This is a genomic window from Marinobacter sp. es.042, from assembly GCF_900188315.1.
Classification (GTDB): domain Bacteria; phylum Pseudomonadota; class Gammaproteobacteria; order Pseudomonadales; family Oleiphilaceae; genus Marinobacter.
Genome location: NZ_LT897781.1, coordinates 2053769 through 2075085, shown reverse-complemented (window position 1 = coordinate 2075085; position 21317 = coordinate 2053769). Strand labels below are relative to the sequence as shown.

General features: G+C 58.4%; 25 protein-coding genes. 15 read left to right on the top strand and 10 right to left on the bottom strand.

Annotation, left to right across the window (positions count from 1 at the left end; translation table 11 throughout):
* Positions 1–27: 27 nt before the first annotated feature.
* From CFB02_RS09725 to CFB02_RS09705, 5 genes are read left to right on the top strand one after another with little or no spacing between them, the layout of a single operon-like run.
* Positions 28–786 (top strand): SDR family oxidoreductase, encoded by a 759-nt coding sequence (locus tag CFB02_RS09725; RefSeq protein ID WP_088557848.1) that lies wholly within the window; start codon positions 28–30, stop codon positions 784–786.
* Positions 787–790: 4 nt separating this feature from the next.
* Positions 791–1348 carry an RNA 2',3'-cyclic phosphodiesterase gene (gene thpR / locus CFB02_RS09720; protein ID WP_088557847.1) on the top strand — a complete coding sequence of 186 codons (558 nt, stop codon included), beginning with the start codon at positions 791–793 and terminating at the stop codon, positions 1346–1348.
* 40 nt (positions 1349–1388) lie between these two features.
* Complete coding sequence (locus CFB02_RS09715; RefSeq protein ID WP_227519175.1) at positions 1389–2909, top strand: YdbH domain-containing protein; 1521 nt, start codon at positions 1389–1391, stop codon at positions 2907–2909.
* Positions 2910–2947: 38 nt separating this feature from the next.
* Positions 2948–3130 (top strand): YnbE family lipoprotein, encoded by a 183-nt coding sequence (locus tag CFB02_RS09710; protein ID WP_014576371.1) that lies wholly within the window; start codon positions 2948–2950, stop codon positions 3128–3130.
* Positions 3131–3159: 29 nt separating this feature from the next.
* Entirely contained in the window at positions 3160–3504 is a 345-nt protein-coding gene (locus CFB02_RS09705) for a YdbL family protein (protein ID WP_008175984.1), read from the top strand.
* A 27-nt stretch (positions 3505–3531) separates the two neighbouring features.
* Here the strand turns inward: CFB02_RS09705 and rluF are convergent, their stop codons facing one another.
* Positions 3532–4470: a 23S rRNA pseudouridine(2604) synthase RluF gene (gene rluF / locus CFB02_RS09700; RefSeq protein ID WP_088557845.1), complete on the bottom strand. Its 939-nt coding sequence runs from the start codon at positions 4468–4470 to the stop codon at positions 3532–3534.
* A gap of 134 nt (positions 4471–4604) precedes the next feature.
* On the opposite strand from rluF, the gene CFB02_RS09695 reads away from it, so the two are divergent.
* The 3 genes from CFB02_RS09695 (at position 4605) to CFB02_RS09685 (ending at position 6678) form a co-directional block, all read left to right on the top strand.
* Positions 4605–5000 (top strand): hypothetical protein, encoded by a 396-nt coding sequence (locus CFB02_RS09695; protein WP_088557844.1) that lies wholly within the window; start codon positions 4605–4607, stop codon positions 4998–5000.
* Between the two features lie 48 nt (positions 5001–5048).
* On the top strand, positions 5049–6035 hold the full coding sequence (locus CFB02_RS09690; protein WP_088557843.1) for a CobW family GTP-binding protein: 987 nt from the start codon (positions 5049–5051) through the stop codon (positions 6033–6035).
* Positions 6036–6138: 103 nt separating this feature from the next.
* On the top strand, positions 6139–6678 hold the full coding sequence (locus CFB02_RS09685; protein ID WP_264753963.1) for a class I SAM-dependent methyltransferase: 540 nt from the start codon (positions 6139–6141) through the stop codon (positions 6676–6678).
* On the opposite strand, the gene CFB02_RS09680 is transcribed toward CFB02_RS09685, so the two are convergent.
* From CFB02_RS09680 to CFB02_RS09665, 4 genes are all read right to left on the bottom strand, one after another.
* Positions 6675–7625, bottom strand: coding sequence for a PA2778 family cysteine peptidase (locus tag CFB02_RS09680; protein WP_088557841.1), 951 nt, complete (start codon positions 7623–7625; stop codon positions 6675–6677). The two genes, CFB02_RS09685 and CFB02_RS09680, sit on opposite strands and share 4 nt — an antisense overlap.
* A gap of 59 nt (positions 7626–7684) precedes the next feature.
* A complete protein-coding gene (locus tag CFB02_RS09675; protein WP_088557840.1) occupies positions 7685–8086 on the bottom strand; it encodes a PA2779 family protein in 402 nt (133 codons plus the stop codon).
* A gap of 106 nt (positions 8087–8192) precedes the next feature.
* Positions 8193–9257 carry a carboxysome shell carbonic anhydrase domain-containg protein gene (locus CFB02_RS09670; protein WP_088557839.1) on the bottom strand — a complete coding sequence of 355 codons (1065 nt, stop codon included), beginning with the start codon at positions 9255–9257 and terminating at the stop codon, positions 8193–8195.
* Positions 9258–9276: 19 nt separating this feature from the next.
* Positions 9277–10725: a phospholipase D family protein gene (locus CFB02_RS09665; protein WP_088557838.1), complete on the bottom strand. Its 1449-nt coding sequence runs from the start codon at positions 10723–10725 to the stop codon at positions 9277–9279.
* 159 nt (positions 10726–10884) lie between these two features.
* Between CFB02_RS09665 and CFB02_RS09660 the strand changes: the two genes are divergently transcribed.
* Genes CFB02_RS09660 through CFB02_RS09650 form a run of 3 tightly spaced genes read left to right on the top strand, consistent with a single transcriptional unit; the run spans position 10885 to position 13653 of the window.
* Entirely contained in the window at positions 10885–12537 is a 1653-nt protein-coding gene (locus CFB02_RS09660) for a serine/threonine-protein kinase (RefSeq protein ID WP_014576382.1), read from the top strand.
* Positions 12537–13292, top strand: a complete 756-nt coding sequence (locus tag CFB02_RS09655) for a protein phosphatase 2C domain-containing protein (protein WP_088557837.1) — start codon at positions 12537–12539, stop codon at positions 13290–13292. The genes CFB02_RS09660 and CFB02_RS09655 overlap by 1 nt, the downstream gene beginning before the upstream one ends.
* A 10-nt stretch (positions 13293–13302) precedes the next feature.
* Entirely contained in the window at positions 13303–13653 is a 351-nt protein-coding gene (locus tag CFB02_RS09650) for an FHA domain-containing protein (protein ID WP_008175962.1), read from the top strand.
* A 21-nt stretch (positions 13654–13674) separates the two neighbouring features.
* Here the strand turns inward: CFB02_RS09650 and CFB02_RS09645 are convergent, their stop codons facing one another.
* Positions 13675–14421, bottom strand: coding sequence for a glutamine amidotransferase (locus tag CFB02_RS09645; protein ID WP_088557836.1), 747 nt, complete (start codon positions 14419–14421; stop codon positions 13675–13677).
* A gap of 37 nt (positions 14422–14458) precedes the next feature.
* On the bottom strand, positions 14459–15184 hold the full coding sequence (locus CFB02_RS09640; protein ID WP_088559209.1) for a YebC/PmpR family DNA-binding transcriptional regulator: 726 nt from the start codon (positions 15182–15184) through the stop codon (positions 14459–14461).
* A 204-nt stretch (positions 15185–15388) separates the two neighbouring features.
* On the opposite strand from CFB02_RS09640, the gene CFB02_RS18350 reads away from it, so the two are divergent.
* Both CFB02_RS18350 and CFB02_RS09635 read left to right on the top strand, forming a co-directional pair.
* Positions 15389–15562 carry a hypothetical protein gene (locus tag CFB02_RS18350; RefSeq protein WP_227519173.1) on the top strand — a complete coding sequence of 58 codons (174 nt, stop codon included), beginning with the start codon at positions 15389–15391 and terminating at the stop codon, positions 15560–15562.
* Positions 15534–16013 carry a tetratricopeptide repeat protein gene (locus CFB02_RS09635; protein WP_227519172.1) on the top strand — a complete coding sequence of 160 codons (480 nt, stop codon included), beginning with the start codon at positions 15534–15536 and terminating at the stop codon, positions 16011–16013. Before CFB02_RS18350 ends, CFB02_RS09635 begins: the two co-directional genes overlap by 29 nt.
* Here CFB02_RS09635 and CFB02_RS09630 read toward each other — a convergent pair.
* The 3 genes from CFB02_RS09630 to CFB02_RS09620 all read right to left on the bottom strand — a co-directional run bounded on the left by CFB02_RS09630 (position 16010) and on the right by CFB02_RS09620 (position 18365).
* On the bottom strand, positions 16010–16810 hold the full coding sequence (locus CFB02_RS09630) for an MBL fold metallo-hydrolase (protein ID WP_088557835.1): 801 nt from the start codon (positions 16808–16810) through the stop codon (positions 16010–16012). The two genes, CFB02_RS09635 and CFB02_RS09630, sit on opposite strands and share 4 nt — an antisense overlap.
* 147 nt (positions 16811–16957) lie before the next feature.
* On the bottom strand, positions 16958–17386 hold the full coding sequence (locus tag CFB02_RS09625; RefSeq protein ID WP_008175952.1) for an SRPBCC family protein: 429 nt from the start codon (positions 17384–17386) through the stop codon (positions 16958–16960).
* 103 nt (positions 17387–17489) lie between these two features.
* Positions 17490–18365, bottom strand: coding sequence for an AraC family transcriptional regulator (locus tag CFB02_RS09620; RefSeq protein ID WP_008175950.1), 876 nt, complete (start codon positions 18363–18365; stop codon positions 17490–17492).
* Between the two features lie 162 nt (positions 18366–18527).
* On the opposite strand from CFB02_RS09620, the gene CFB02_RS09615 reads away from it, so the two are divergent.
* Both CFB02_RS09615 and CFB02_RS09610 read left to right on the top strand, forming a co-directional pair.
* Positions 18528–20021 carry a CoA-acylating methylmalonate-semialdehyde dehydrogenase gene (locus CFB02_RS09615; protein ID WP_088557834.1) on the top strand — a complete coding sequence of 498 codons (1494 nt, stop codon included), beginning with the start codon at positions 18528–18530 and terminating at the stop codon, positions 20019–20021.
* Between the two features lie 93 nt (positions 20022–20114).
* On the top strand, positions 20115–21281 hold the full coding sequence (locus CFB02_RS09610) for an acyl-CoA dehydrogenase family protein (protein WP_088557833.1): 1167 nt from the start codon (positions 20115–20117) through the stop codon (positions 21279–21281).
* Positions 21282–21317 lie beyond the last annotated feature (36 nt).

Genomic DNA, 21317 nt, shown 5'->3' with positions numbered 1-21317 from the left:
GAATCGTCGGTTGCAACGGAGGTTATTTTGAGTCAAACCGATCGCGTCGCATTGGTGACCGGCGGCGCTAAAGGCATCGGCCGGGGCCTTGTGCTTCATCTGGCCGACGCTGGCTGGAGGGTGGCGTTCTGTGACACCGACAGTGCTGTCGGTGAGCGGTTGGCCGCCAGTGCTGATCATGAACTGCACTTTCTGCACGGCGATGTGGCCTCGGAAACCGATGTGGAGCGCATTGTTGCCGAAGCCCTTCGCTGGGGCGGCCGACTGGACGCCGTTATCAATAATGCCGGAATCGCCAACCCCGAGACGGGGCCGATTGAGGAACTGAGCCTGGATCAGTGGCAGCGCCGGCTGGACGTGAACCTGACCGGGCCGTTCCTGGTCACCAAGCATGCGGTGCCGCACCTTCGAAAAACGAAAGGCGCTATCGTTAACATGGCCTCTACAAGGGCGCTTCAGTCCGAGCCGGACACCGAGGCGTACGCCGCTACCAAAGGCGGTATTGTGGCACTGACCCACGCACTGGCGGTGAGCCTGGGGCCGCATATCCGTGTGAACTGCATCAGTCCCGGCTGGATCGATACCCGGGCCTGGCAGGGCGGCGCAGAACCGGTTGAACCGCTTTCCGAAAACGACCACCTCCAGCACCCGGCGGGCAGGGTAGGGCAACCTGAGGATATTGCCTCCTTGGCGGCCTACCTCATTTCGCCCGAGGCCTCGTTTATCACTGGCCAGAATTTTGTGGCCGATGGCGGCATGGTACGCAAGATGATCTACGAGGAATAGAGCGTTGCCACGGCTTTTTTTCGGGCTGGAGCTTCCGGCAGAAATCAAGGCCCGGTTGCTGAAGGTCAGATCACCGGTGACGGGCGCCAGATGGCAGAATGCTGAGCAATTGCACATCACCCTCCTGTTTCTGGGGAAGGTGAGCGGGGAAGGTCTCGAAGCCGTAGCCAGTTCAGCCCGTGAGATAGATTCGGAATCCTTCCCGCTTGAGGTTGCCGGCGTTGGTCGTTTCGGCCAGCCCGAAAGGCCGAAGAATCTATGGGCCGGTGTTCAGGCGGCGGCGCCGTTGGCTGTGCTGCACCAGACTCTCGGGCGGCGACTGGAGAGTCTGGGCTTTATGGCTGAACGTCGGGTATTTCGCCCGCACATTACGCTGGCCCGTTTCAAACGCCAGCCGGGTTCTGTTGAGCCGTTAATGGCTGAGAATGCTGACTTTGTGTTCGGCCATTTCCAGGTGACCGAATTTGTTCTGTTCGACAGTACACTTGGTCCGAATGGTTCCGTCTATTCCGTCGTCGAGCGCTTCCCCTTGCGAAACGCCGGCATGATCTGTACTGATTGACCCGGCGTGGTGAGTAAACCGAGCCGACAGGAGCGTCGTTTTGCCCAGTAGAGGGTCTGTAAAGCCTGAACGCATCGGCCGCGGGCTTCTTTGGGCCGGTGGTATGGCTCTGGTGGCCTGGCCCCTGGCGGTTGCAGGCTGGTCCTTTGCCATTGAACAGAGCTCGGTGGGTATGGCATTGCCGGATATACGGTCCGGCGGATGGGAAGTAACGGGCAGCCGTGCAGAGGTCCGGCCTTCTGTGACCGCCAATGGTGATGTCGCAACCATCGATTTTGCCCCTTCGTCTCTTGTTCTGACGGATCATCTCACGTTTGTCGGTGCAGACCAGCCGCTGACGCTCAACAACCTGCGCACGGATCTCAGCAATACAACGGTTACCCTGAACTATGGTGCAAATGGCCCCTGGGCGCAGCGCATTTCCATTGATGGCGACATCAGGGTCGATGCCGCGCGCGTCGAGCATCCGCAACTACTGCCGCAAACGTGGAACTTCCAGGGAAGGGCAAAGGGCCGCCTGGCAGATCTCAGGGTGCAGGGCACCTTGGCTTCCGAGTCCGGCTTTACGGCTGATCTCGATATCCAGCTCAATCCCGAAGGCGGCGTATCCGTCGCCATCGACTCTGTTATCGACGGAAAACAGGGTGTTCGGGCCCTGGCAGAAACCCTGATCGGATGGCCGGATCTGCTGACAGTGGATTCTGGCAATGCCCGGTTGTCGATGGAAGTTTCGACCGGTCAGGGTGGTGAAGTTGCCGCCAGTGGCAGTGCCGAGCTGCAGGGTGTTGGCGGGGTATTCAACCGGACCGCGGTATCAGGGCTCACCGGCCAGGTGCGGGGATCGCTGGAAAATTCCCGGATTACGACCCGTTTCAGGGACATGACCGTTGGCGAGATCAATGCCGGCATTCCCGTCACCTCGGTTCTTTTTTCCGGGAGTTACAGCGCGCCGGTCACGGAGCTGCTGGCCGGCACTCTGGAGGTTCAGCAGGCCAGGGCCCGGTTCCTCGAAGGTACCCTCAGAGTGCCTCCTGCCAGGTACGATTTGGGCGGTGGGTCTGGCCGCATCCCTGTGGAGATTGAGGACGTCTCCCTCAGCCGTCTGATGGCCGTGTATCCAGCCGAAGGACTTTCTGGAAGCGGGTTGCTTCGTGGGCGAGTTCCTCTGGGCATCAGTGGCGATGGGGTGCAGGTGAGTGCAGGCAGTATTTCCGCAATAGATCCTGGCGGCCGTTTGCAGTTGCCGGCGGACAAGCTCCAGGCGATGCTCGGTGGCAACCAGGCCATGGACATCGTGGTCCAGGCGTTGCAAAACTTTCACTATTCAGTCCTCAACAGCACGATAGACTACGATGAACAGGGTAAGTTGAGCCTTGGCCTTCGCCTCGAAGGTAAGAATCCGGACCTGAGGGGTGGGCAGCCGGTGGTACTCAATGTCAATCTTGAGGAAGACATTCCCGCGCTGCTCACCAGCCTGCAGTTGAGTGGCAGGGTCAATGAAGCTGTTACCAGGCGCGTCCGGAAATTGCTGCAGGAATCCGGTGAGGAGAAAGCACCATGATAAAACCCGTGCGGCCCTGGTGGCCTGAAAGGTCGCCCATGGCAAGAACACTGATGATACTGATGCTTCCTCTGGCGATGGCTGCCTGCACGCCGACAGTGCAGATGGCGGCGCCAAAGGAGCCGATTACGGTCAACCTGAACGTGAAAATCCAGCACGAAATCTACGTGAAAGTGGATAAGGAAGTGGATGACCTGTTCAGCGAACAGGGCTTGTTCTGACTGTGTCCGGAAAGTTTGAGGGGTTGAAGATGAAACGATTGATACAGATGTTTGCGCTGGTTTTGGCGTTCGGTATCAGCGCCTCCGTGCTTGCCATGGGGCTGGATGAAGCCAAACAGAAACTGGACTCGGTCAAGCAGCAGGGGCTGGTTGGAGAAACACCGACGGGTTATCTGGAAGTGGTGCGCGCCGAAGGGCAGGCGAAGGAAGTGGTGGAAGCCATTAACAGCGCCCGTCGGGATGAGTACAAGCGCATTGCCGAAAAACACAACATTCCGGTAACCCAGGTGGAGACGGTTGCAGGCAAGAAGGCGATTGAGAAGACTCCGTCCGGCCAGTATGTGCAAATGGGCGGTAAGTGGGTGAAAAAGTAGCCCGGCGCGGCCAGGTGCAAGCCCCGCTTACCGTTTAACGCTCTTTTGCCTTGGCTTGCCGCCTTTTGGCCGTTTGCCCGATGCCGGCTTTTTGCCAGGCGCGGGCTTGCCTTTCGGGCCGGGGCGCCTGGCGCCACCGGGCTTACCTGGTGCGGATGCAGAGCCAGGCTTGCGATCAGGCTTTGGTTTGGCCTTCGTTCCGGGCTTCTTTTTTGCTGGCTTGCCAGCGCCGGGCGGGGCTTCGGAAGACGAATCCCGGATGGCATCGAACAGCCCGGCCAGCTCTTTCTCGCTCAGGTCCCGCCACTGGCCCACCGCAAGCCCTTTCAGGCTCACGTTCATGATCCGGATCCGTTCCAGTTTGGTAACCTCGTAGCCAAAATACTCGCACATCCGACGGATCTGGCGATTGAGGCCCTGAACCAGGGTGATCCGGAAGACAAAGCGTGACTCCCGCGACACCTTGCACTTTTTTGTCATGGTTCCGAGGATCGGCACACCATTGGCCATACCCTCCACGAATTCCCGAGTGACCGGCTTGTCGACGGTAACCAGGTATTCCTTTTCGTGGTTGTTGCCCGCCCGCAGTATTTTGTTGACCAGGTCGCCGTTGCTGGTCATAAAGATGAGGCCCTGGGAGTCCTTGTCCAGACGTCCGATCGGGAAGATGCGTTCGCTGTGACCCACAAAGCGCTGGATATTGTGTTTCTCCGCGCTGTCCGTGGTGCTGACAATCCCTACCGGCTTGTTCAGTGCAATGAACACGAGATCTTCTTCAGCCCGTGGCTCGATCACCTGGCCGTTCACCTTGACCGTGTCACCCGGAAGCACCTGGTCGCCCACGGTTGCTCGTTTGCCGTTGATGTAGACGTTGCCTTGCTCGATATAGCGATCGGCCTCCCGGCGGGAGCACATGCCGCTTTCGCTGATGTATTTGTTGAGCCGGGTGGAATTGCCAGTGGTCATCGGGTGTCCGGTTGCCAGTGAGAATGACGGGCATCATATCAGTCTGGAACCCCGGTCGCAGCAGGGGTGGTTCTTTCCGGGCGTCTCTGCCATTCTTTGCGCCTATCCTTAAAACCAACAAACCCTGAGCCGCCATGGAAAAGACACGCATCACCATTGTTGCCGTTACGTGCATTGCCCTGTTCTTCCTGACCAACTACCTGTTCCGGTATCTGATCGGATTTACCGGGTTGCTGGCCTCATTGGTCATTGCGGCCCTGATTGCCGTCTACATGAGCTTCTCAATCGCACGGACCCTTGAGCGTTTGCCGATGCAGGAGGAGCGCTCACGGGCGCTGTGGATCTATGGCGGTTTTCTGGGCGCCCTGTTCGTGGCTTTCGGGGCCTGGATGTTCCTGGATTCCGGCATGGATGCAGTCACCCTCGCCACCCTGTTTGTTCACTATTTGCCCTATCCGGCACTTGCTCATGCCCTGCTATCAGACAAGGCCGTCGGACTGTTCCTGAAACAGGGTCGTTCTGGCGGATAAATTGTTATAATATAACATTTTGATTCCTAGAGGAGTGCCTCCGGCGCCATGGCTCAACCTATTCCTACCAGCCTGATACTTGGTTTTCTGGGTGTCGGTAAAACCACCGCCATTCTGGATCTTCTGAAAAGCAAACCGGAAAACGAGGTCTGGGCGGTTCTGGTCAACGAGTTCGGCGAGGTGGGCATCGATGGCGCCATGCTGAAGACCGAAGGCGCCTTCATCAAGGAAATCCCCGGCGGCTGCATGTGCTGCGTTGCCGGCCTGCCGATGCAGATAGGGCTAAACCAGCTGATTCACAAGGCAAAGCCGGACCGTCTTTTGATTGAACCGACCGGGCTCGGTCACCCCTCTCAGATTCTGGACACCCTGACCAGCGAGCACTACCAGGATGTGCTCTCCATGGGCCCTGTGATCTGCCTGGTGGACCCCCGCAGGCTCGAAGAGCCGAAGGTGCTCGGCAATGTGCAGTTCCGGGATCAGGTGGCTGCGGCGGATATTCTCGTTGCCAACAAGACTGATCTTTGCACGCCGGAGCAACTGACTCATTTTGATGAGTGGGCCGCACAACTGGAACCCGCCAAGCGGGCGATTCACCACACACGGTTCGGGCATCTGGCACCGGGCTGGCTGGACGGCCAATCGGATGCCCTGCCGGTGACCGATCGGGAAGCTCACCATCACCACCATCACAAAACTGCATCGCCGGCCCCCGCCATTGATGACGAACCCTGGCAACAGATTACCAATCAGGGACAGGGGCATTTCAGTGTTGGCTGGCGCATACATCCGGAATTGATACTTGATGAGAACGCATTGCTGGTGATGGCCATGGACGCAGCCTTTGTGCGCTTCAAGGCTGTCGTTCAGACCGTGGCCGGCTGGCGGGCGATCAATGTGGTTGATGGAGCCCTGACCGTTATTCAGGGTGAACCGCAAGCCTACAGCCGGGCAGAGATCATAGCGTCCGATCAGATTGACGCCCGGGAACTCGATGCCCGCATGAGGGCGGCCGCGGGACTTGATCCGAGGTGAGGGCGTGAGTCATTGTCCGGTGTGCGAGCAGGGCAGTCTCTCGGATTTCCGTGTAGTGAAGGCCCAGCGTTACCTTCGATGTGATGTCTGCGAGGCGACGGTGATGGATGCGTCCTGCCGGTTATCGCCTGAGCAGGAGCGGGAAATTTACCAACTGCATGATAATGACCCGTCTCATCCGGGGTACCGGACATTTCTCTCGAAACTGACAGAACCTCTGCTTGAGCGCCTGCCATCGGGCGCCAGCGGCCTGGATTTCGGCTGCGGCCCCGGCCCTGTACTAGCGCAGATGCTTGAGGCGGAAGGCATGGCAGTCAGTCTCCACGATCCCTATTTTTATCCCTCGGCAGTGGCTCTCGATCAGACCTACGATTTCATAACCTGTACCGAAGTGGTAGAGCATCTTTACGCCCCCGCTGGCGTTTTCAGGGAACTCGACCGGATGCTGAAGCCCGGTGGTTGGCTGGGTGTGATGACCTGCTTCCAGACCGACGATGACCGGTTCGACAACTGGCATTATCGCCGGGACCCGACCCATGTGGTCTTCTACCGGGAATTCACCTTCAAGCTGCTCGCCAACCGGTTTGGCTGGCACCTGGAAATACCGAGAAAGGATGTGGCTCTGTTCCGGAAGCCAGCCTAGGGGGCTTCCCCTGGGCACTCGGGCAGTGCAGGACACTGTTCCGCGGATGTGGTGCCTTCTTGTTTGAGCAATTCTGATTCACCGAAGCGGTCCGGTGTCAGTGCGGCGGCGCATCTCGCCGCCTGGGTCGCAACGTTTGTGCAGCCGCTCGCCTGCAGCGCGAAAGCGAGGTTGTTCCAGCCTTCGGCGAATTTCGGAAAACGTTTCACCGCGCGCAAGAAATGCTCCTGTGCTTCGCCTCGGTGGCCCAACTGCCAGGCAAGGTTGCCTCTGGCCATAGTGGCCGTCGGTTGGTCCGGCCAGGTCGTCTCGGCTGTCTTATAGGCAATGCCAGCGGCTGTCGTTCGTCCGGTTGTTTCGAGGTCATGGGCGGATTGCAGAAAACGAAGCGGTGCTGCGGTAGCTGGAACCCGATCCGGCGGCAGAATAGTGACGGCCCAGTTGTCGGCCCGCCCCCAGGTATTTGTGAAAACCTCCAGATCGATCGCTTCACGCTTGCGGGTATCGGTGTGGAGTATCAGGTCTCGCTCGCCGGCGTCATAGCCGATCACAACCGCAAAGTGCCATTGGGGCCACCAGCCAAACCTCAGATTTTGCATCACCAGGACTGGATTGCCTGCTGCGATCTCGGTCAGAACACTTTCTAATCTACCGTCCAGCGGGTAAACCAACATGCCATGGGCGCGTGCGCCGGCGATCATTTCGACCTGAAGGGAGCCTTCCCGGCCCGGAATATAAACCAGCTCCTTGAGAATATCGGGATTGGATGAAAGGCCCTGGCTGTTCAGCATCATGGCCAGCGACGCAGGCCCGCACTGATACCTTTCCTGGGGGTAGAAAGGCACGTCGTCCAGCACAACCTTGTCGGGCAGCATGGCCTGGTGAGTGTCGGGCGCTGGCCATTTGGGAGCGCTGGCGCATCCGGCCAGCAGGCTGACCAGTAACACCAGGATCAGCCTGCTGGATGTCGCTTCTAGAGTGGGAAAAATGACGGCTACTGCCCCCGCTATCTAATGCAGTTCACGAACGGGAAGACGTTAGTAGCACAGAGCATATCGGTGATAATGAATACCAGCAGGAACAACACAATGATGCCGACAACATCCTGCCCTGCAGGTGCCTCGGCAAGCTGACGTTCAAAGTCCGCCAGTTCCGCGGGCGTGAGGTTCTGGATGCGTTCCTTGACCTGGTCCTGGCTGACCCCAAGGTCTGCCAACTTGGCCTGCACATCCTGTCTGTCGAGCATGCTGATCAGTTCCTGCCGGTCCAGCTGAACCTGTTGTTGCCCGATCATTTCGCCGGTTCCAACTATGCCGGCGGTAGCGGTGGCCGACCAGACGGAACCAAGGGCCATCATCATGGCCATAAAAAAGGAAACGTACCTCAAGTGCTTGCGAATGCCTGACATGGGTCACTCCTGTTCGTTGGCTACTTCCGGTGTAGCGGTTTGTTAGTCATCTTGCACTAACCGGACGATAAAACAGTTGGTTGCGTTCCCTCAACATACGAATCGTTCAGGATTCACAAACCTGCAGCTTTCGCTCCGGCCAATGGAGTATAGCCGAGCGTGCGACCATTCGGCTGGCGAGGTCTGGGTACGCCTGGCGGATAACGTTGGCACCGAACTCTGCCAGGAACGCCGATTTCAGTTCTGCCCGGGCCTTCTGGGTGCCCGGTTCCTGGTAGGGCGCGGAGCAGAGCAGCAGGAAACCATCATCCGGAACACGGCCATTATCCATGTTGCTCTTTATGATCCCGGCGGCCTGGCGGATGGGATGGGACAGATCCGGGCTGTAGGGGCCGATGATCAGGGCTACGTTGGGTGCGTGCAGGAAATCGAACCCCCTGCCAAGGCAGATGACCCACTCCCGGTGCTCTATGTTCAGTTCCCGGTCAAAACGCCGAATCTCGTTCACGTGCCGGATATTGCCCTCAACCAGGGGCAGCAGATCACGCTGAACCGGTTCCGGCATATCCGGACAAAGGGAGGCGATTTCGGAGGCCATATCGGCAAGTCGCGTTACAGGAATGGTAGACAGATCCAGCGTTCGCTCCTGGCTACCATGCATAACCAGTGCATCCTCGTCGCTCTCGAAACCACATACCAGGGGATAGACCGTTCGGTGGCCGTTTCCGAACAGCTTTTCCACCTGGCTTCGGATCTGGAACGCATGGCGCATGGCGGCCTCACGGTCGCAGTCAAAGCCGGCGCAACCGCGCTCCCGGGAGCCTTTTGAGTAGTGGTAGGTAATGATGATCAGCACCCGTCGTCCCTGGGTTACGGCTTGCTGGACCGTGTCCGCCAGCATGTCGCCAAGGTAGGGCCAGCCCAGCTCAAAGATCCCGCCAAGGTTCCGGAACGGGTGAATGACACCAAGAGGCGTCTGGGTCACGTAGGGCAGGTGGATGCGGCCATCCATGCACTTCATGGCAATGATCTGGGTATTGTGCTCTGCCAGGTAGCGCTGCCTGGCCAGATGGTTTTCCGGGCTACAGAAGCTGGCCGAATGGGCCCGGCTGAGCTCCATCAGCCAGTCGATACGCTCTGCGATAGGGCGCGCATGCACGGGTGTTGTCATGGCTTTTGTCCTGTTCTGTTCAGAAGGTCGACAGGCCGGTCGCCTCCATAATCCGGTAGCGCCAATAGCGAAGTCTGGATTCGTCGGCCCAACGCTCGTAGGGCAGGCTCATCACCGGATCGTCGCCAGGGCCTTTTTGCCATTGCTCGTCAAAGAATCGCCGGGCTCCGCTCGCAACCTGTGACTGCTCCAGCACCGATACCCAGACATCGGTCTCGAGATTCAGATCGTCGAGATTGCGCCGGGTAAAATTGGCCGAACCCAGGAGCAGTTCTGTTGCGCCGTTTTCTCTGGCCAACATCAACAGTTTAGTGTGGCATTGCTCACCCAGGGTATTACACCAACGTACCGGAACGCCCGCGCGAACCAGTTCCATGGCGACCTGCCTGTTGGGAATGCCACTCTTCTGGTGGCCGAAGGCCTCGTTGTTGGCATCAAGCAGAACTCGCAGTGCAACGCCCCGTCTGGCGGCGTCGACCAGGGCTGTGACAATATCGCGATGTGAGAGATAAAACATGGCCATGTCCAGCTGATCACCGGCCGAGGCCTCTTGAATCATGGACAGAGCCTGATCCCGGATTTCCGATTCGGTCAGCACTGCCACCAGGGGGATTTCGGATTTCTGCGGTTCTCCAGTGACTTCGGGAGCCATGCTGATTCGCTCATCAATGGGCGTGGTGTCCGCTCCCGACATGGCGAGAACCGCCCGCTCGCTTTTCAGCAGATCAAAGACCGCCGGCCCCGCGAAGCTAAGCCCCAGGTTGCTGTGCCGGCTGCTGCCGTCGTGGGGGTTGGCCGAGGTAACGATGGCCCTCAGGGAACCCGCCTCATCCGCGACCATAAGCTTCCGGTGATTGGCCTTGAAGTTCGGTAGTGCGAGATAGCTACGAAGGGTAACAGGCTTTGTGCCCAGGGCGTTTTCCAGCCAGCCTCCGTCGGGGTTGTTGCCGAACCACTGACAACACAGCCGCCAGATTGAAGACCAGGTGGGATTGCTGTCCCGTAAGGGCCGGAGTGCCGTCTCCACAACCGGAATGCCACCATCGCGCAGGGCTTGAAACCAGGGTGAGGTTGTACCTCCATACATGGTGTTCAGGGGGTCGGAGATAACCGTAATGGATAGCTCCGGTTTCTCCGCTTTTCTCGCCAGCAGGGCTTCTGTGAGCTGTTGAGCCAGAGGCCGGTGGGCTACATCCGCCGGCTTGGTGCTGTTGAATAGAAACATGTCGATGAGAATGAACTCGTTGGCCTGTCCCACAAGCCGGAACACCTCGTCGAAGATTTCATGGTCTCGCTCCTCCCGGCCGTCCTGATAGTGACGGGTGACGTCTGTCAGCAGGACGGGTTCCTCCAATGGCACCGCGGTGCCACGATAGCTGATGCCTGGCGGCAGTGGCTTTTGGGTGTGGTAAAGGCCGATGCCGGCCAGGGTGAGCAGCAGCAGGAGAATCAGTAACTTCAGTGTCATGTGTGTATTTCCATCATCCCTGAGGTAAACGACGGCATAACTATACGTGACCTCTCTCTCAGGTAAACAAACACTTACAAAAAACACCCCGGTCGTTGTATCGAAGTTCCGCCACGCTTTCTAAACTAGTCAGATCAGCCATTTATAACAAAGTTGCCTGTGAACGCCATACTCTCTTTCATACCGCGCCTGTTCAGTCTGCGGGCCGTTATTCTCGTTCTGGCTGTTGTGTTTGCCCTCATGGGGGACCAGCTTGCCCTCGTTGGCTGGGCTGACCGTGCGCTATTCAGCATTCTCGGCGTGCCAGAGGGCGCGACCCCGGCCACGATTCTCCCGCAGGAGGCATTCGGGCCGGCTATGGCTGATCGGGGGCTTTCGGAACCACTCTGGTCCGACATGGCGGTGACCGCCGGGCTGGCAATTGCGGCACTGTATCTGGTGCTTGCAATTCCGGCGATGGGCGCGGCCGTTTCCCTGCCGGTCACTCTTTTGCTTGGTGGCTCGCTCGTGGTGATCCAGGCGGCTTTGATGTTCTACCGCAACGCCTGGGTGCCGTTTGGCGTGGTGCTCACGTTGCTGGTGGTCGGTTACGTGGTGATGCTGTTCTGGCTGCAGCCACGCAAACACATCCGTGCACTGACAGATAATGTGCGGGATGCGCGGCTGAAGCTGGCCAAGGTATTTCTGCAACAAGGTCATACAGACGAGGCCCTCGAAGCGCTGGATCGCTGCCCCGACTGTGAAAGCGAGATCGAGCTGCGCTACGACGTCGCCATCCAGCAGGAGCGCAAGCGCCAGTACGACAAGGCGGTCAGCACCTACCGCAGTATTCAGGAGCGAAAGAAAGGTTTTCGGGATACCGCCGCGAGGCTGTCGGCATTGGAAAAGCTCGCGCCGGATAACTCGTTGATGCAGGGAGGGAGTTTCGACAATACCCGCACCCTGTTGATGCCCGAGCCCGCCGTTAGTCGCCCGACCCTCGGAAGGTACGAAATCGAGCGGGAGATTGGCCGAGGGGCCATGGGTGTGGTTTATCTGGGCAAGGATCCGAAGATTGCCCGTACCGTTGCCATCAAGACTCTCAGCTACCAGGCGTTTGATGATGGACAGCTTCAGGATCTCAAGGAGCGATTCTTCCGGGAGGCAGAAGCCGCTGGCCGCCTGAGCCACCCGGCTATCGTCACCGTGTATGACGTTGGCGAGGAGGCAGACCTCGCCTATATCGCCATGGACTATGCGAAAGGACGTCCGCTCAGTGAATTCGGCAGAACCGGACGGTTACTGCCCCTGCCCAGGGTTCTGGATATCGTTGCCCGCGTGGCGGACGCTCTGGCCTACGCTCACAGCCAGAAAATCGTCCACCGCGACATCAAGCCCGGGAATATCATTTTCAATCCCGACAATGGCGATATAAAGATCACCGATTTCGGCATTGCCAAGATCTCCGATGACTCGCGAACCCGCACCGGCGCGGTAATGGGCAGCCCATTGTATATGTCGCCGGAGCAGTTGAAGGGTCAGAAAGTAACCGGTGCCTCCGATATCTACAGCCTGGGCGTAACGCTTTATAAGCTGGTGAGCGGCGAAACGCCCTATCAGGGCGATACCCTGGCCAACCTGACCTACCAGATTCTTAACAAGCGCCCACGCAGCGTCCGCGAGTTCAACGCGGATCTGCCAAACGGGGTGGTCCGTCTGATCAACAAGGCTATCCAGCGCGAGCCGGACAAGCGCTTTGCCAGTGCCGCCACCATGGCCGAGGCCGTGCGTCGTCTGGCCGTTCGTGAGGCTGGCCAGGAGGTGTCGTCCTGATGCGATATCACGTTGCCGGCCAGAGTCATCGCGGGGCCGTCCGGGAATCAAACCAGGATGTGGTGGACTGGCGGATCAATGATGCGGGTGACCAGGCGTTGTTGGTGGTTGCTGACGGTATGGGCGGTCACCAGGGAGGCGAGGTTGCCAGTCGCCTTGCGGTTGATGCCATCATCGAATCCCTTGAGCCTGAAATCGCCGATGCCTCGAGCGGCACCACGGATGCGGATATCCGGGGAAAACTGGATCGGGCCTTCAGGTTGGCCAATGAGCGCATAGTGAGCCGCCGTTCCGGGGATCCAAGACTTGAAAAAATGGGCACGACACTGGTGGTGGCCTGGTTGAGTGGCAATCAGGCGCATATTGCTCACATTGGCGATTCCCGTTGCTACAGCCTGCGTGGCAGCCAGGCGCTGTGTCTCACGCGGGACGATACCGTGGTCCAGAACATGCTGGAAGACGGCAGCATTACCAGGGCCGACGTGCCCAATGTGCCGTTCCGGAATGTCCTGACCAGGGCCGTGGGAACGGTGGAGCCGGCGGCCCCCAGTTATCGGCGTGAAACGCTTGATGAAGGAGATGTGCTGCTGCTGTGTTCCGATGGGTTAACTGATTCGGTTCCGGAATACCGGTGGCTTGAAATCCATAAGGAAAGTGACGGCATGGAGCGCACGGTTCAGGCACTGATTGATGCCGGCCTGGCAAACGAGGCGGGTGACAATGTGTCTGTGGTATTACTGACGTTGGAGTATTGAGGAAACTGACATGGCTTCGCTTTCGCAACTGGTGGATAACGTTGTTGTTAACACCTTTGAACTCGGGCAACCGGAAACGCGCATCGGTCGGCGCCCGGACAACGATATCCAGATTGATGAAATTTCTGTGAGCGGCCAGCACGCCCTCATAGAAGCGGTGCCCAATGCCTATCTGGAAGGTACGGTGGATTACTACATTACCGACAGCAACAGCACCAATGGCACTTTTGTGAACGAATTGCGGGTTGCTGACCGCCAGCGTCTCAACAGCAACGACATGGTGCGCATTGGCTGGAATGAGTTCCGTTTCATCGATGAAGAAGAGCAGGCAATGGAAAAAACCGCCTATATCCTCGACTGACCCTAACGGTTGGCCCGCGAATTACCGGATCCGATCCTGAACAAATCTGCTGAAACGGGAAAGCAGCGAGGACGCATCCGGCGCTGGCTTTACGCCGGCGATCAGGGCCTCCGCATCAAGCCCCTCCCGTGTCAGGTCGGGCGCCTGGACCTTCAGGTAGGCGCTCATAATGGCGTCCGTGAACTCCGGATGGAACTGCACGCCCCAGGCGCAGGGGCCAATTCTGAAAGCCTGATGAGGCTCGAACTGGTTGCGTCCCAGCAACACCGCTCCTTCAGGCAGGCGCAGCACGGACTGCCGGTGTGTCAGCTGGGCCGGAAATTTTTCCGGTAGCTCCCGGAACAGGATATCGGAAGCTGCCTCGGGAAGGAGTTCAACCTCGTGGGTGCCGGTTTCCCGGCCATTCGGATGGTAACCAGCTTCCCCGCCCAGGGCGTGGGCCAGTAACTGGTGGCCATAGCAGACACCAAGCACCGGCACTTCGCTTCTGACGGCTTTTACCAGCCAACGCCCCGCGTTCTCGCTCCACTCGGCCCGGTCGCTCACCATGGCAGGGGAGCCCGTCACCACGATGCCGTCCCAGTCTTCCGGATTCCCCGGCAGTTCACCGGCCTCGGCATTGGCAACGGTGATATCCAGCTCGTCTGACAACCCGCGCAGGAACCACTCGTCAAAATCGCCAAACCTTGCCCGAATGTCCGGGTAGGTGGTGCCTGTTTTCAGGACTACCACGCGCGCCTTGCGGTTTGTGGGAGCGTTCTGTTGCATGGTGCTATCTTCCTGCGAGGCCAGCGGGCCGGGTTGTTTACTGCTCTGGCAGTTCGGCGTTGTGGAACACGTTCTGTACGTCGTCCAGTTCGTTCAGCATGTCGAGGAATTTCTCGAACATGGGGATGTCGTCTCCTTCCACCATTGTGGTGGTTTTGGGCAGGAACTGGATTTCATCCACGTCAAAATCGATGTCTTCGATTGCGTCCACGAGTGCCTGGCGAGCCTTGGCGTATTCGGTGTTCGGTGTGAACACGGTAATCAGGCCATCTTCGTTTTCGATGTCGGTTACATCGACATCCGCTTCCATCAGCGCCTCGAGTACGGCCTCTTCATCCTCGCCCTTGAACGCAAAAATAGCGCTGTGGTCGAACATGTGAGACACGGCTCCGGGCGTGCCGATCTTGCACTTGGTCTTGGTGAAGGCCAGGCGCACGTCGCCAAAGGTGCGGTTCGGGTTATCGGTCAGGCAGTCCACGATCACCATGCAGTTGCCCGGTCCGTAGCCTTCGTAGCGAGCTGCAGCATAGTCTTCACCGGCGCCACCCTTGGCTTTATCGATGGCTTTTTCGATGACGTGCGAGGGCACCTGGTCTTTCTTGGCCCGCTCGATCAGTCCGCGCAGGGACAGGTTGGCCTGGGGATCGGGGCCTCCGGACTTGGCGCTCATGTAAATCTCGCGGCCGTACTTGCTGTAGACCTTGGTTTTTGCCGCAGCCGTCTTGGCCATGGATTCTTTGCGGTTCTGGTAGGCTCTGCCCATCTGCGCTGCCTCTTGGTTCTCTGGAAAAGGCCGGATTTTACTCAACATTGCCGGTTTGGGACAGGCTTATTTGGCCCCTGTTCCGGGATGGTTTTCACGATCCGCCAATACCAAGGTGCCAGCAGGACAGCACTTTTGATGCACAGACCTATCGGCAAGCCACTGCTAGCGTGAGAGGACAACTGGCAGGCGTCGGGGAACAGAATGCAAAGACAAAGCGCAACGCAGACAATGGTTCGGATGCTGGTTCTGTGCCTGGTCTTTTCATGCTCGTTGGCGAGTGCCGGGGGTAACGAGAACGGCGATCAGGACCAGGTGGCACGGGACATGATCCGGGTTCTCAATGCCTATGTCGTCTACAAGGATGGGGCAGTATGACTCCGCGTTTGAGCAGTATCTTGAGCTGGCAGAGGAAGGCAGTCGCCAGGGCATGCTGAACGTGGCCAACATGTATGCTCAGGGGCAGGGCGTGGAACAAAGCCAGGAGAAAGCCTTCCAGTGGTATGTTCGGGCGGCCGAGAGCGGTGATTCCATCAGCATGGTCGAAGTGGCCATGGCCTATGAAGAAGGCCGGGGGACCTTACTGGATACAAGCAAGGCTATGACCTGGTATCGACGCGCTTCAGAAGCGGGTAACAGTGACGCTAGCTGGCGGCTGGGCAAGAGACTCTATGACGAGGGCAACAGGGATGAGGGCCTGTGCCTCATCCGGGTAGCAGCGGTGGACGATGGTCAGCCGTCGGCGCAGCAGTTTCTGTCAGCTCTGGAGCGGGGCGCCGGGCAGGAAATGGCGTCCAGCCGGCCGCGGTGCCCCTCTTCGGGCGATTAAACGTAATCAACCGGGCGGCGATAGTTGTCCTGAGTCATCAGGTCGATGCCGCACTCCATATCGCTGACCCAGTTCAGAAAGCGATCAACCATCACCGGTCCTTCGAAGCGTTTGCCGTGCTGGGGCACAATCATCGAAACATCCATGTCGCGGACCATGTTCGCCCAGAGTTGGCAGACCTTCCGGGAGGCAATGTAGCGCCGATGGAAGCCGATCATGCTCGGTATGTGCTTGTCGAAGTCCTTCACAGGCAGGTGATCGTCTTCGCCTCCCATGGAGGCACCCAGGTCGCCCGAGAACAGAATCTTCGAGACCGGATCGTAGAACTGCAGGTTGCCGACCGAATGCATGAAGTGGGCTGGCAGACATTGCAGATAGGATTCCCCGAACTTCACATTGGCGCCGGCATCCGGAACGCTAACGATGCGGTCGTACACGCTGCCGCTGAGCTGGTTGGTCACGTAGCTGGAAACCAGGTGCGGGAGAAACCGGGCCCAGAGTTTCGAAGTTACGATCTTCGCGCGGGTATGAACGATCCAGCGGTCGATGGCACCGATGATGTCCGGGTCCTGGTGAGAGGCGAACACGTAATCCATGTCGCGGATGTTCATGTAGCGTGATGCCGCCACCGACAGCGGGGTGTAGGTGAGGTCACCACCCGGGTCGATCAGTGCTTCATGTTTACCGTCGACAATCAGGAACTGGTTGGACTGGACGCCCTCTCCGGTTACCAGGGAATCGAACATCAGGCATTTGTGGTGTCCGTTATCGAACAGGACAATGGGCTCGGCTGCCATTTCGGTCTCCCGCAAAATACAGTTTGATCCGGCCGGAATGGCCGGATATTGCAAGCTGCGCGGAGATTACAAAATTGACAAAAGCCAACTCTTGCCTCAGGTCAATTCTCTGATATTCCTCAAGTAACGATTTGTTGTTGCCGGCTCTCAGGCCAGCTGTGGTACCCGTTTGATCCCGCGGCGAATGCCCTGTTCAAGAGCGCTGCTGACGACCTTCCCGGTGAACGGTACGATGTCTTCGAAGGTGATGGTGTAGTTCACCCGGGTGTGGCCTTCCGGTGTGTCCTCAAAACGGATTCTTCCCAGATGGTTGCGGATCGGGCTCATGCTGGTGATGGTGTATTCGATCAATGAATCCGGCTCGAAGCTGGTCACCGTTTCTTCCAGGCCGACCGGCCCGATGCCGATCTTGCGAACGGAGCCGATGCCGTTGGGATCAGCCTGATCGCTGTCCTTGATTCGTTTGACCGGCGCTCCCAGCAGTTTTCCGAAACGGTAGTGGTCGGCGAACAGGGCGAAAACCCGTCGTCGGGGTACGTCAAAGGTTTCATCAATTTCAATGGTGTACATGGCCATGGGCTCACTCTTTTTGTCATTCGATGCCCCCAGCCTAACCCCTTGGCTCCTGCAACAAAAGTCGTAGAAGGCGGCAGGTTTCAATCTGGCCCGGGTTGACCGTTCAGTGTCGTGCGGTATGCCGGTAGTCCCGGGGTGACTGGCCCATTACCTTTTTGAAAAGCCGCGAAAAATAGTAAGCATCGTCATAGCCCAGGCGTCGGCTTATGTCTGCAAAGCTCAGGCTGCTGGTGTCCAGCATTTGGCAGGCGCGTTCCACCTTCAGGTGCAGGAAGTGCTGGATCGGGGAGGTGCCGGTCTGTTCCCGATAGCGGGTGGCAAAATGAGCCGGTGAGAGGCCAGCGAGATCGGCCAGTTGCTCCAGGCTGATACGCTCATCCAGATGCTCTCGCATATAGTTGTGAATGGTTTCCAGTTCGGCCTGCCGCTCGTGCCCGGTTTCGTCGGCGTTGATCGGAACCGCAGCCAACAGTTGCCGAAGCCGGTTGGCCGCGTGGATCAGGCCGCGGGCCCGGAAACCGGTCTGTCGCACCGATAGCAGGCCATTGAAGTCAACCAGAAGCCGGGGTTGCCGGCCCAAATGACGAATCCGGGTCGGGCCGTCGAACCCCATGTAGTGTTGAAAATCCGCTGCCAGTGGTCCGGTGTAGTGCACCCAGTGAATGGTCCAGGGATTGTCCGGATCGGCGGTATACCGATGGTTGGCGCCGGCCGGCAGAAGCAGCAGATCGCCAGCCTCCACCGTGTAGGGCTCTCCGCCTACGTTCAGGAACGCACGCCCTTCCGTGCAGTAGATCAAAAGATTGTCGTGATGGTGCTCCCGATGCATGTGATGGCCGACGGCGCGCCGGTAATGGCCGAACGCCAGTGGATAGAGGTCCCGGGTAAGTGGATGGCTCGCGAGCAGTCGAATGATCGGCTCAGGCACCACGTAGCGAATGCTGTCTTTGGGCACCGGCCACTGTGAGGTTTGGGTCATTTCTGGTCTTGTTTGTTTGAGCTTTATCGAAAGATAGTCCATTACGGGCGAAATTTAGTCAATCACCCATTGGTCAATACCGTGCTAGCCTTTGGGTAAACGTGGCCAGGAACCCTCGGGTTCCGGCCGGCTTCCCGCACAACAACAAACAGGGACATCAACATGAAAAATGTACCGCTGTATATTGCAGGTGAATTCATCCAGAGCCAGACCAAGGACTGGATTGAAGTTACCAACCCCGCCACCAACGAAGTGATCGCCAAGGCTCCGAACACGACTCATGCGGAAATGGAGCAGGCCATCAAGTATGCCGGTGAAGTATTCAAGACCTGGAAGGAAGTGCCGGTTTCCGAGCGCGCCCGGGTTATGCTCCGCTATCAGGCACTTCTGAAAAAACATCATGACGAGATTGCCGAAATCCTTTCGCAGGAAACCGGCAAAACGTTTGAAGACGCCAAAGGGGATGTCTGGCGCGGTATTGAAGTAGTTGAGCACGCTGGAAACGTCGCTTCTCTGATGATGGGCGAGACGGTTGAGAACGTTGCCCGTGAAGTGGATACCCATTCCTGGATCCAGCCGCTGGGTGTGTGCGCCGGTATCACGCCCTTCAACTTCCCGGCCATGATCCCGCTGTGGATGTTCCCAATGGCGATTGCCTGCGGTAACACCTTTATCCTCAAGCCTTCCGAGCAGGATCCGTTGACCCCCATGCGCCTTGCCGAGCTGTTTGAAGAAGCCGGTGCGCCCAAGGGCGTTCTGCAGGTGGTTCACGGTGGCAAGGAGCAGGTTGACGTACTGCTGACTGATCCCGCCATCAAGGCCGTTTCTTTCGTGGGTTCTGTGCCTGTTGGCCGTTACATCTACGAGACCGGCACCCGCAACATGAAACGTGTCCAGAGTTTCGCCGGTGCCAAGAACCACATGGTGATCCTGCCGGACGCTGACAAACAGCAAGTGATCAATGCCCTGGTTGGTGCCTCGGTTGGTGCTGCCGGCCAGCGCTGCATGGCAATTTCGGTCGCGGTCTTTGTGGGCGAAGCCCAGCAGTGGATTCCGGAACTGAAAGAAGCCATGGCAAAAGTTCGTCCAGGCGCGTGGAACGATTCCGGTGCCAGCTATGGCCCGATCATCTCTTCCAAGGCGAAAGACCGTATCGAGTCCCTGATCGCGACCGGCGAAGCGCAGGGCGCTAACCTTCTGCTGGATGGTCGCGGCTGCACTGTAGACGGACTGCCTGATGGCAACTGGGTTGGCCCGACTCTGTTCTCCGGTGTTACCACCGAGATGGATATCTACAACGAGGAAATCTTCGGTCCCGTGCTCTCCTGCATGGAAACCGACACCCTTGGTGATGCCATCGAGCTGGTGAATAACAGCCCGTACGGCAACGGCGTCTCCATCTTTACCAGTTCCGGTGGTGCCGCGCGTCGCTTCCAGCATGAGATCGACGTAGGCCAGGTGGGCGTGAACATCCCCATTCCTGTGCCCCTGCCGTTCTTCTCGTTCACTGGCTGGAAGGGTTCTTTCTACGGTGACCAGCATGCCTACGGCAAGCAGGCGGTACGCTTCTACACCGAAACCAAAACGGTTACCTCCCGCTGGTTCTCCAGTGAAGCGACCAGCTCGGAAGCCAACTTCTCTATCCAGTTGCGTTAATTGCGTTGAAGGTGGGGTATTTGGGCCGGAACCTGTTTCCGGCCCCTTGTTTTCCCCGCTCAATGCCAAGCCCTCTCTATCTGGAGCGTAACGATGGACTTTAACCTCACCGAAGATCAGCTGGCGTTTCGCGAGGCCGCGCGAGCGTTCGCGGAAAAATCCATGGCGCCCCACGCTGCGAAGTGGGACAGCGAGCATATTTTCCCGGTCGATGTGATGAAGGAAGCCGGCGAAATGGGCTTCATGGGTATGTACACGCCCGAAGAGCTTGGCGGTATGGGGCTGTCCCGGCTGGACACCTCGGTTATCGTGGAAGAGCTCGCTGCTGCGTGCCCTTCAACCGCCGCGTTTATCACCATCCACAACATGGCTACCTGGATGGTCGCCAGCTTTGCGTCGGATGATCTCAAGCAGGAAATCGTGCCTAAACTCGCCAGCGGCGAATGGCTCGCCTCCTACTGCCTGACCGAGCCGGGTGCCGGCTCAGACGCGGCCAGTCTTCGCACCAAGGCCGTGCGCGATGGCGACAGCTACGTAATCAACGGCAGTAAAGTATTCATTTCCGGCGCCGGGGCCACCGATATTCTGGTCTTGATGGCCCGAACCGGAGCGCCGGATTCCGGCTATAAAGGTATTTCCACCTTCGTGATTCCCGCAGATGCCGACGGCATTTCCTACGGCAAGAACGAAGAGAAAATGGGCTGGCACAGTCAGCCTACCCGGATGATCAGCCTGGAGAATGTCCGCATTCCGGCCAGCAACCGAGTTGGTGACGAGGGCGACGGGTTTGCCATCGCCATGAAGGGGCTCGATGGCGGGCGTCTGAATATCGCCACCTGTTCCCTTGGTGGTGCCCAGGCGGCTCTTCTCCGTGCCCGTAACTACATGCACGAGCGGGAACAGTTCGGTAAGCCGCTGGCGGCTTTCCAGGCTCTGCAGTTCAAGCTGGCCGACATGGCCACCAATCTGGTTGCCGCGAGGCAGATGGTTCGTCTGGGCGCGTTCAAGCTTGATAACGCCGATCCGGAAGCGACACTGCATTGTGCCATGGCCAAACGGTTCGCCACCGATGCCTGTTTCGAAGTGGTCAACGAGGCCCTGCAGCTTCACGGCGGTTATGGCTACATTCGTGAATACCCGCTTGAGCGCTATCTGCGTGACCTGCGTGTGCACCAGATCCTGGAAGGCACCAACGAAATCATGCGTCTGATTGTTGCCCGTCGCCTGCTCGATGACGGTGTCGCTGAAGCTATCCAGTGAGCGTAAATCCGGGGTCAGAAGAAAGCATTCTTCTGA

Coding starts and splice junctions, on each gene's coding strand:
- CFB02_RS09695 (WP_088557844.1), top strand. CDS start 4,605: ATGGAAAAGACACGCATCACCATTGTTGCCGTTACGTGCATTGCCCTG.
- CFB02_RS09645 (WP_088557836.1), bottom strand. CDS start 14,421: ATGCAACAGAACGCTCCCACAAACCGCAAGGCGCGCGTGGTAGTCCTG.
- CFB02_RS09630 (WP_088557835.1), bottom strand. CDS start 16,810: ATGGCAGCCGAGCCCATTGTCCTGTTCGATAACGGACACCACAAATGC.
- CFB02_RS09665 (WP_088557838.1), bottom strand. CDS start 10,725: ATGACACTGAAGTTACTGATTCTCCTGCTGCTGCTCACCCTGGCCGGC.
- CFB02_RS09670 (WP_088557839.1), bottom strand. CDS start 9,257: ATGACAACACCCGTGCATGCGCGCCCTATCGCAGAGCGTATCGACTGG.
- CFB02_RS09650 (WP_008175962.1), top strand. CDS start 13,303: ATGGCTTCGCTTTCGCAACTGGTGGATAACGTTGTTGTTAACACCTTT.
- CFB02_RS09610 (WP_088557833.1), top strand. CDS start 20,115: ATGGACTTTAACCTCACCGAAGATCAGCTGGCGTTTCGCGAGGCCGCG.
- CFB02_RS09690 (WP_088557843.1), top strand. CDS start 5,049: ATGGCTCAACCTATTCCTACCAGCCTGATACTTGGTTTTCTGGGTGTC.
- CFB02_RS09705 (WP_008175984.1), top strand. CDS start 3,160: ATGAAACGATTGATACAGATGTTTGCGCTGGTTTTGGCGTTCGGTATC.
- CFB02_RS09655 (WP_088557837.1), top strand. CDS start 12,537: ATGCGATATCACGTTGCCGGCCAGAGTCATCGCGGGGCCGTCCGGGAA.
- CFB02_RS09675 (WP_088557840.1), bottom strand. CDS start 8,086: ATGTCAGGCATTCGCAAGCACTTGAGGTACGTTTCCTTTTTTATGGCC.
- CFB02_RS09635 (WP_227519172.1), top strand. CDS start 15,534: ATGTCGTCTACAAGGATGGGGCAGTATGACTCCGCGTTTGAGCAGTAT.
- CFB02_RS09640 (WP_088559209.1), bottom strand. CDS start 15,184: ATGGGCAGAGCCTACCAGAACCGCAAAGAATCCATGGCCAAGACGGCT.
- CFB02_RS09620 (WP_008175950.1), bottom strand. CDS start 18,365: ATGACCCAAACCTCACAGTGGCCGGTGCCCAAAGACAGCATTCGCTAC.
- rluF (WP_088557845.1), bottom strand. CDS start 4,470: ATGACCACTGGCAATTCCACCCGGCTCAACAAATACATCAGCGAAAGC.
- CFB02_RS09615 (WP_088557834.1), top strand. CDS start 18,528: ATGAAAAATGTACCGCTGTATATTGCAGGTGAATTCATCCAGAGCCAG.
- CFB02_RS09685 (WP_264753963.1), top strand. CDS start 6,139: ATGGATGCGTCCTGCCGGTTATCGCCTGAGCAGGAGCGGGAAATTTAC.
- CFB02_RS09625 (WP_008175952.1), bottom strand. CDS start 17,386: ATGGCCATGTACACCATTGAAATTGATGAAACCTTTGACGTACCCCGA.
- CFB02_RS18350 (WP_227519173.1), top strand. CDS start 15,389: ATGCAAAGACAAAGCGCAACGCAGACAATGGTTCGGATGCTGGTTCTG.
- CFB02_RS09710 (WP_014576371.1), top strand. CDS start 2,948: ATGGCAAGAACACTGATGATACTGATGCTTCCTCTGGCGATGGCTGCC.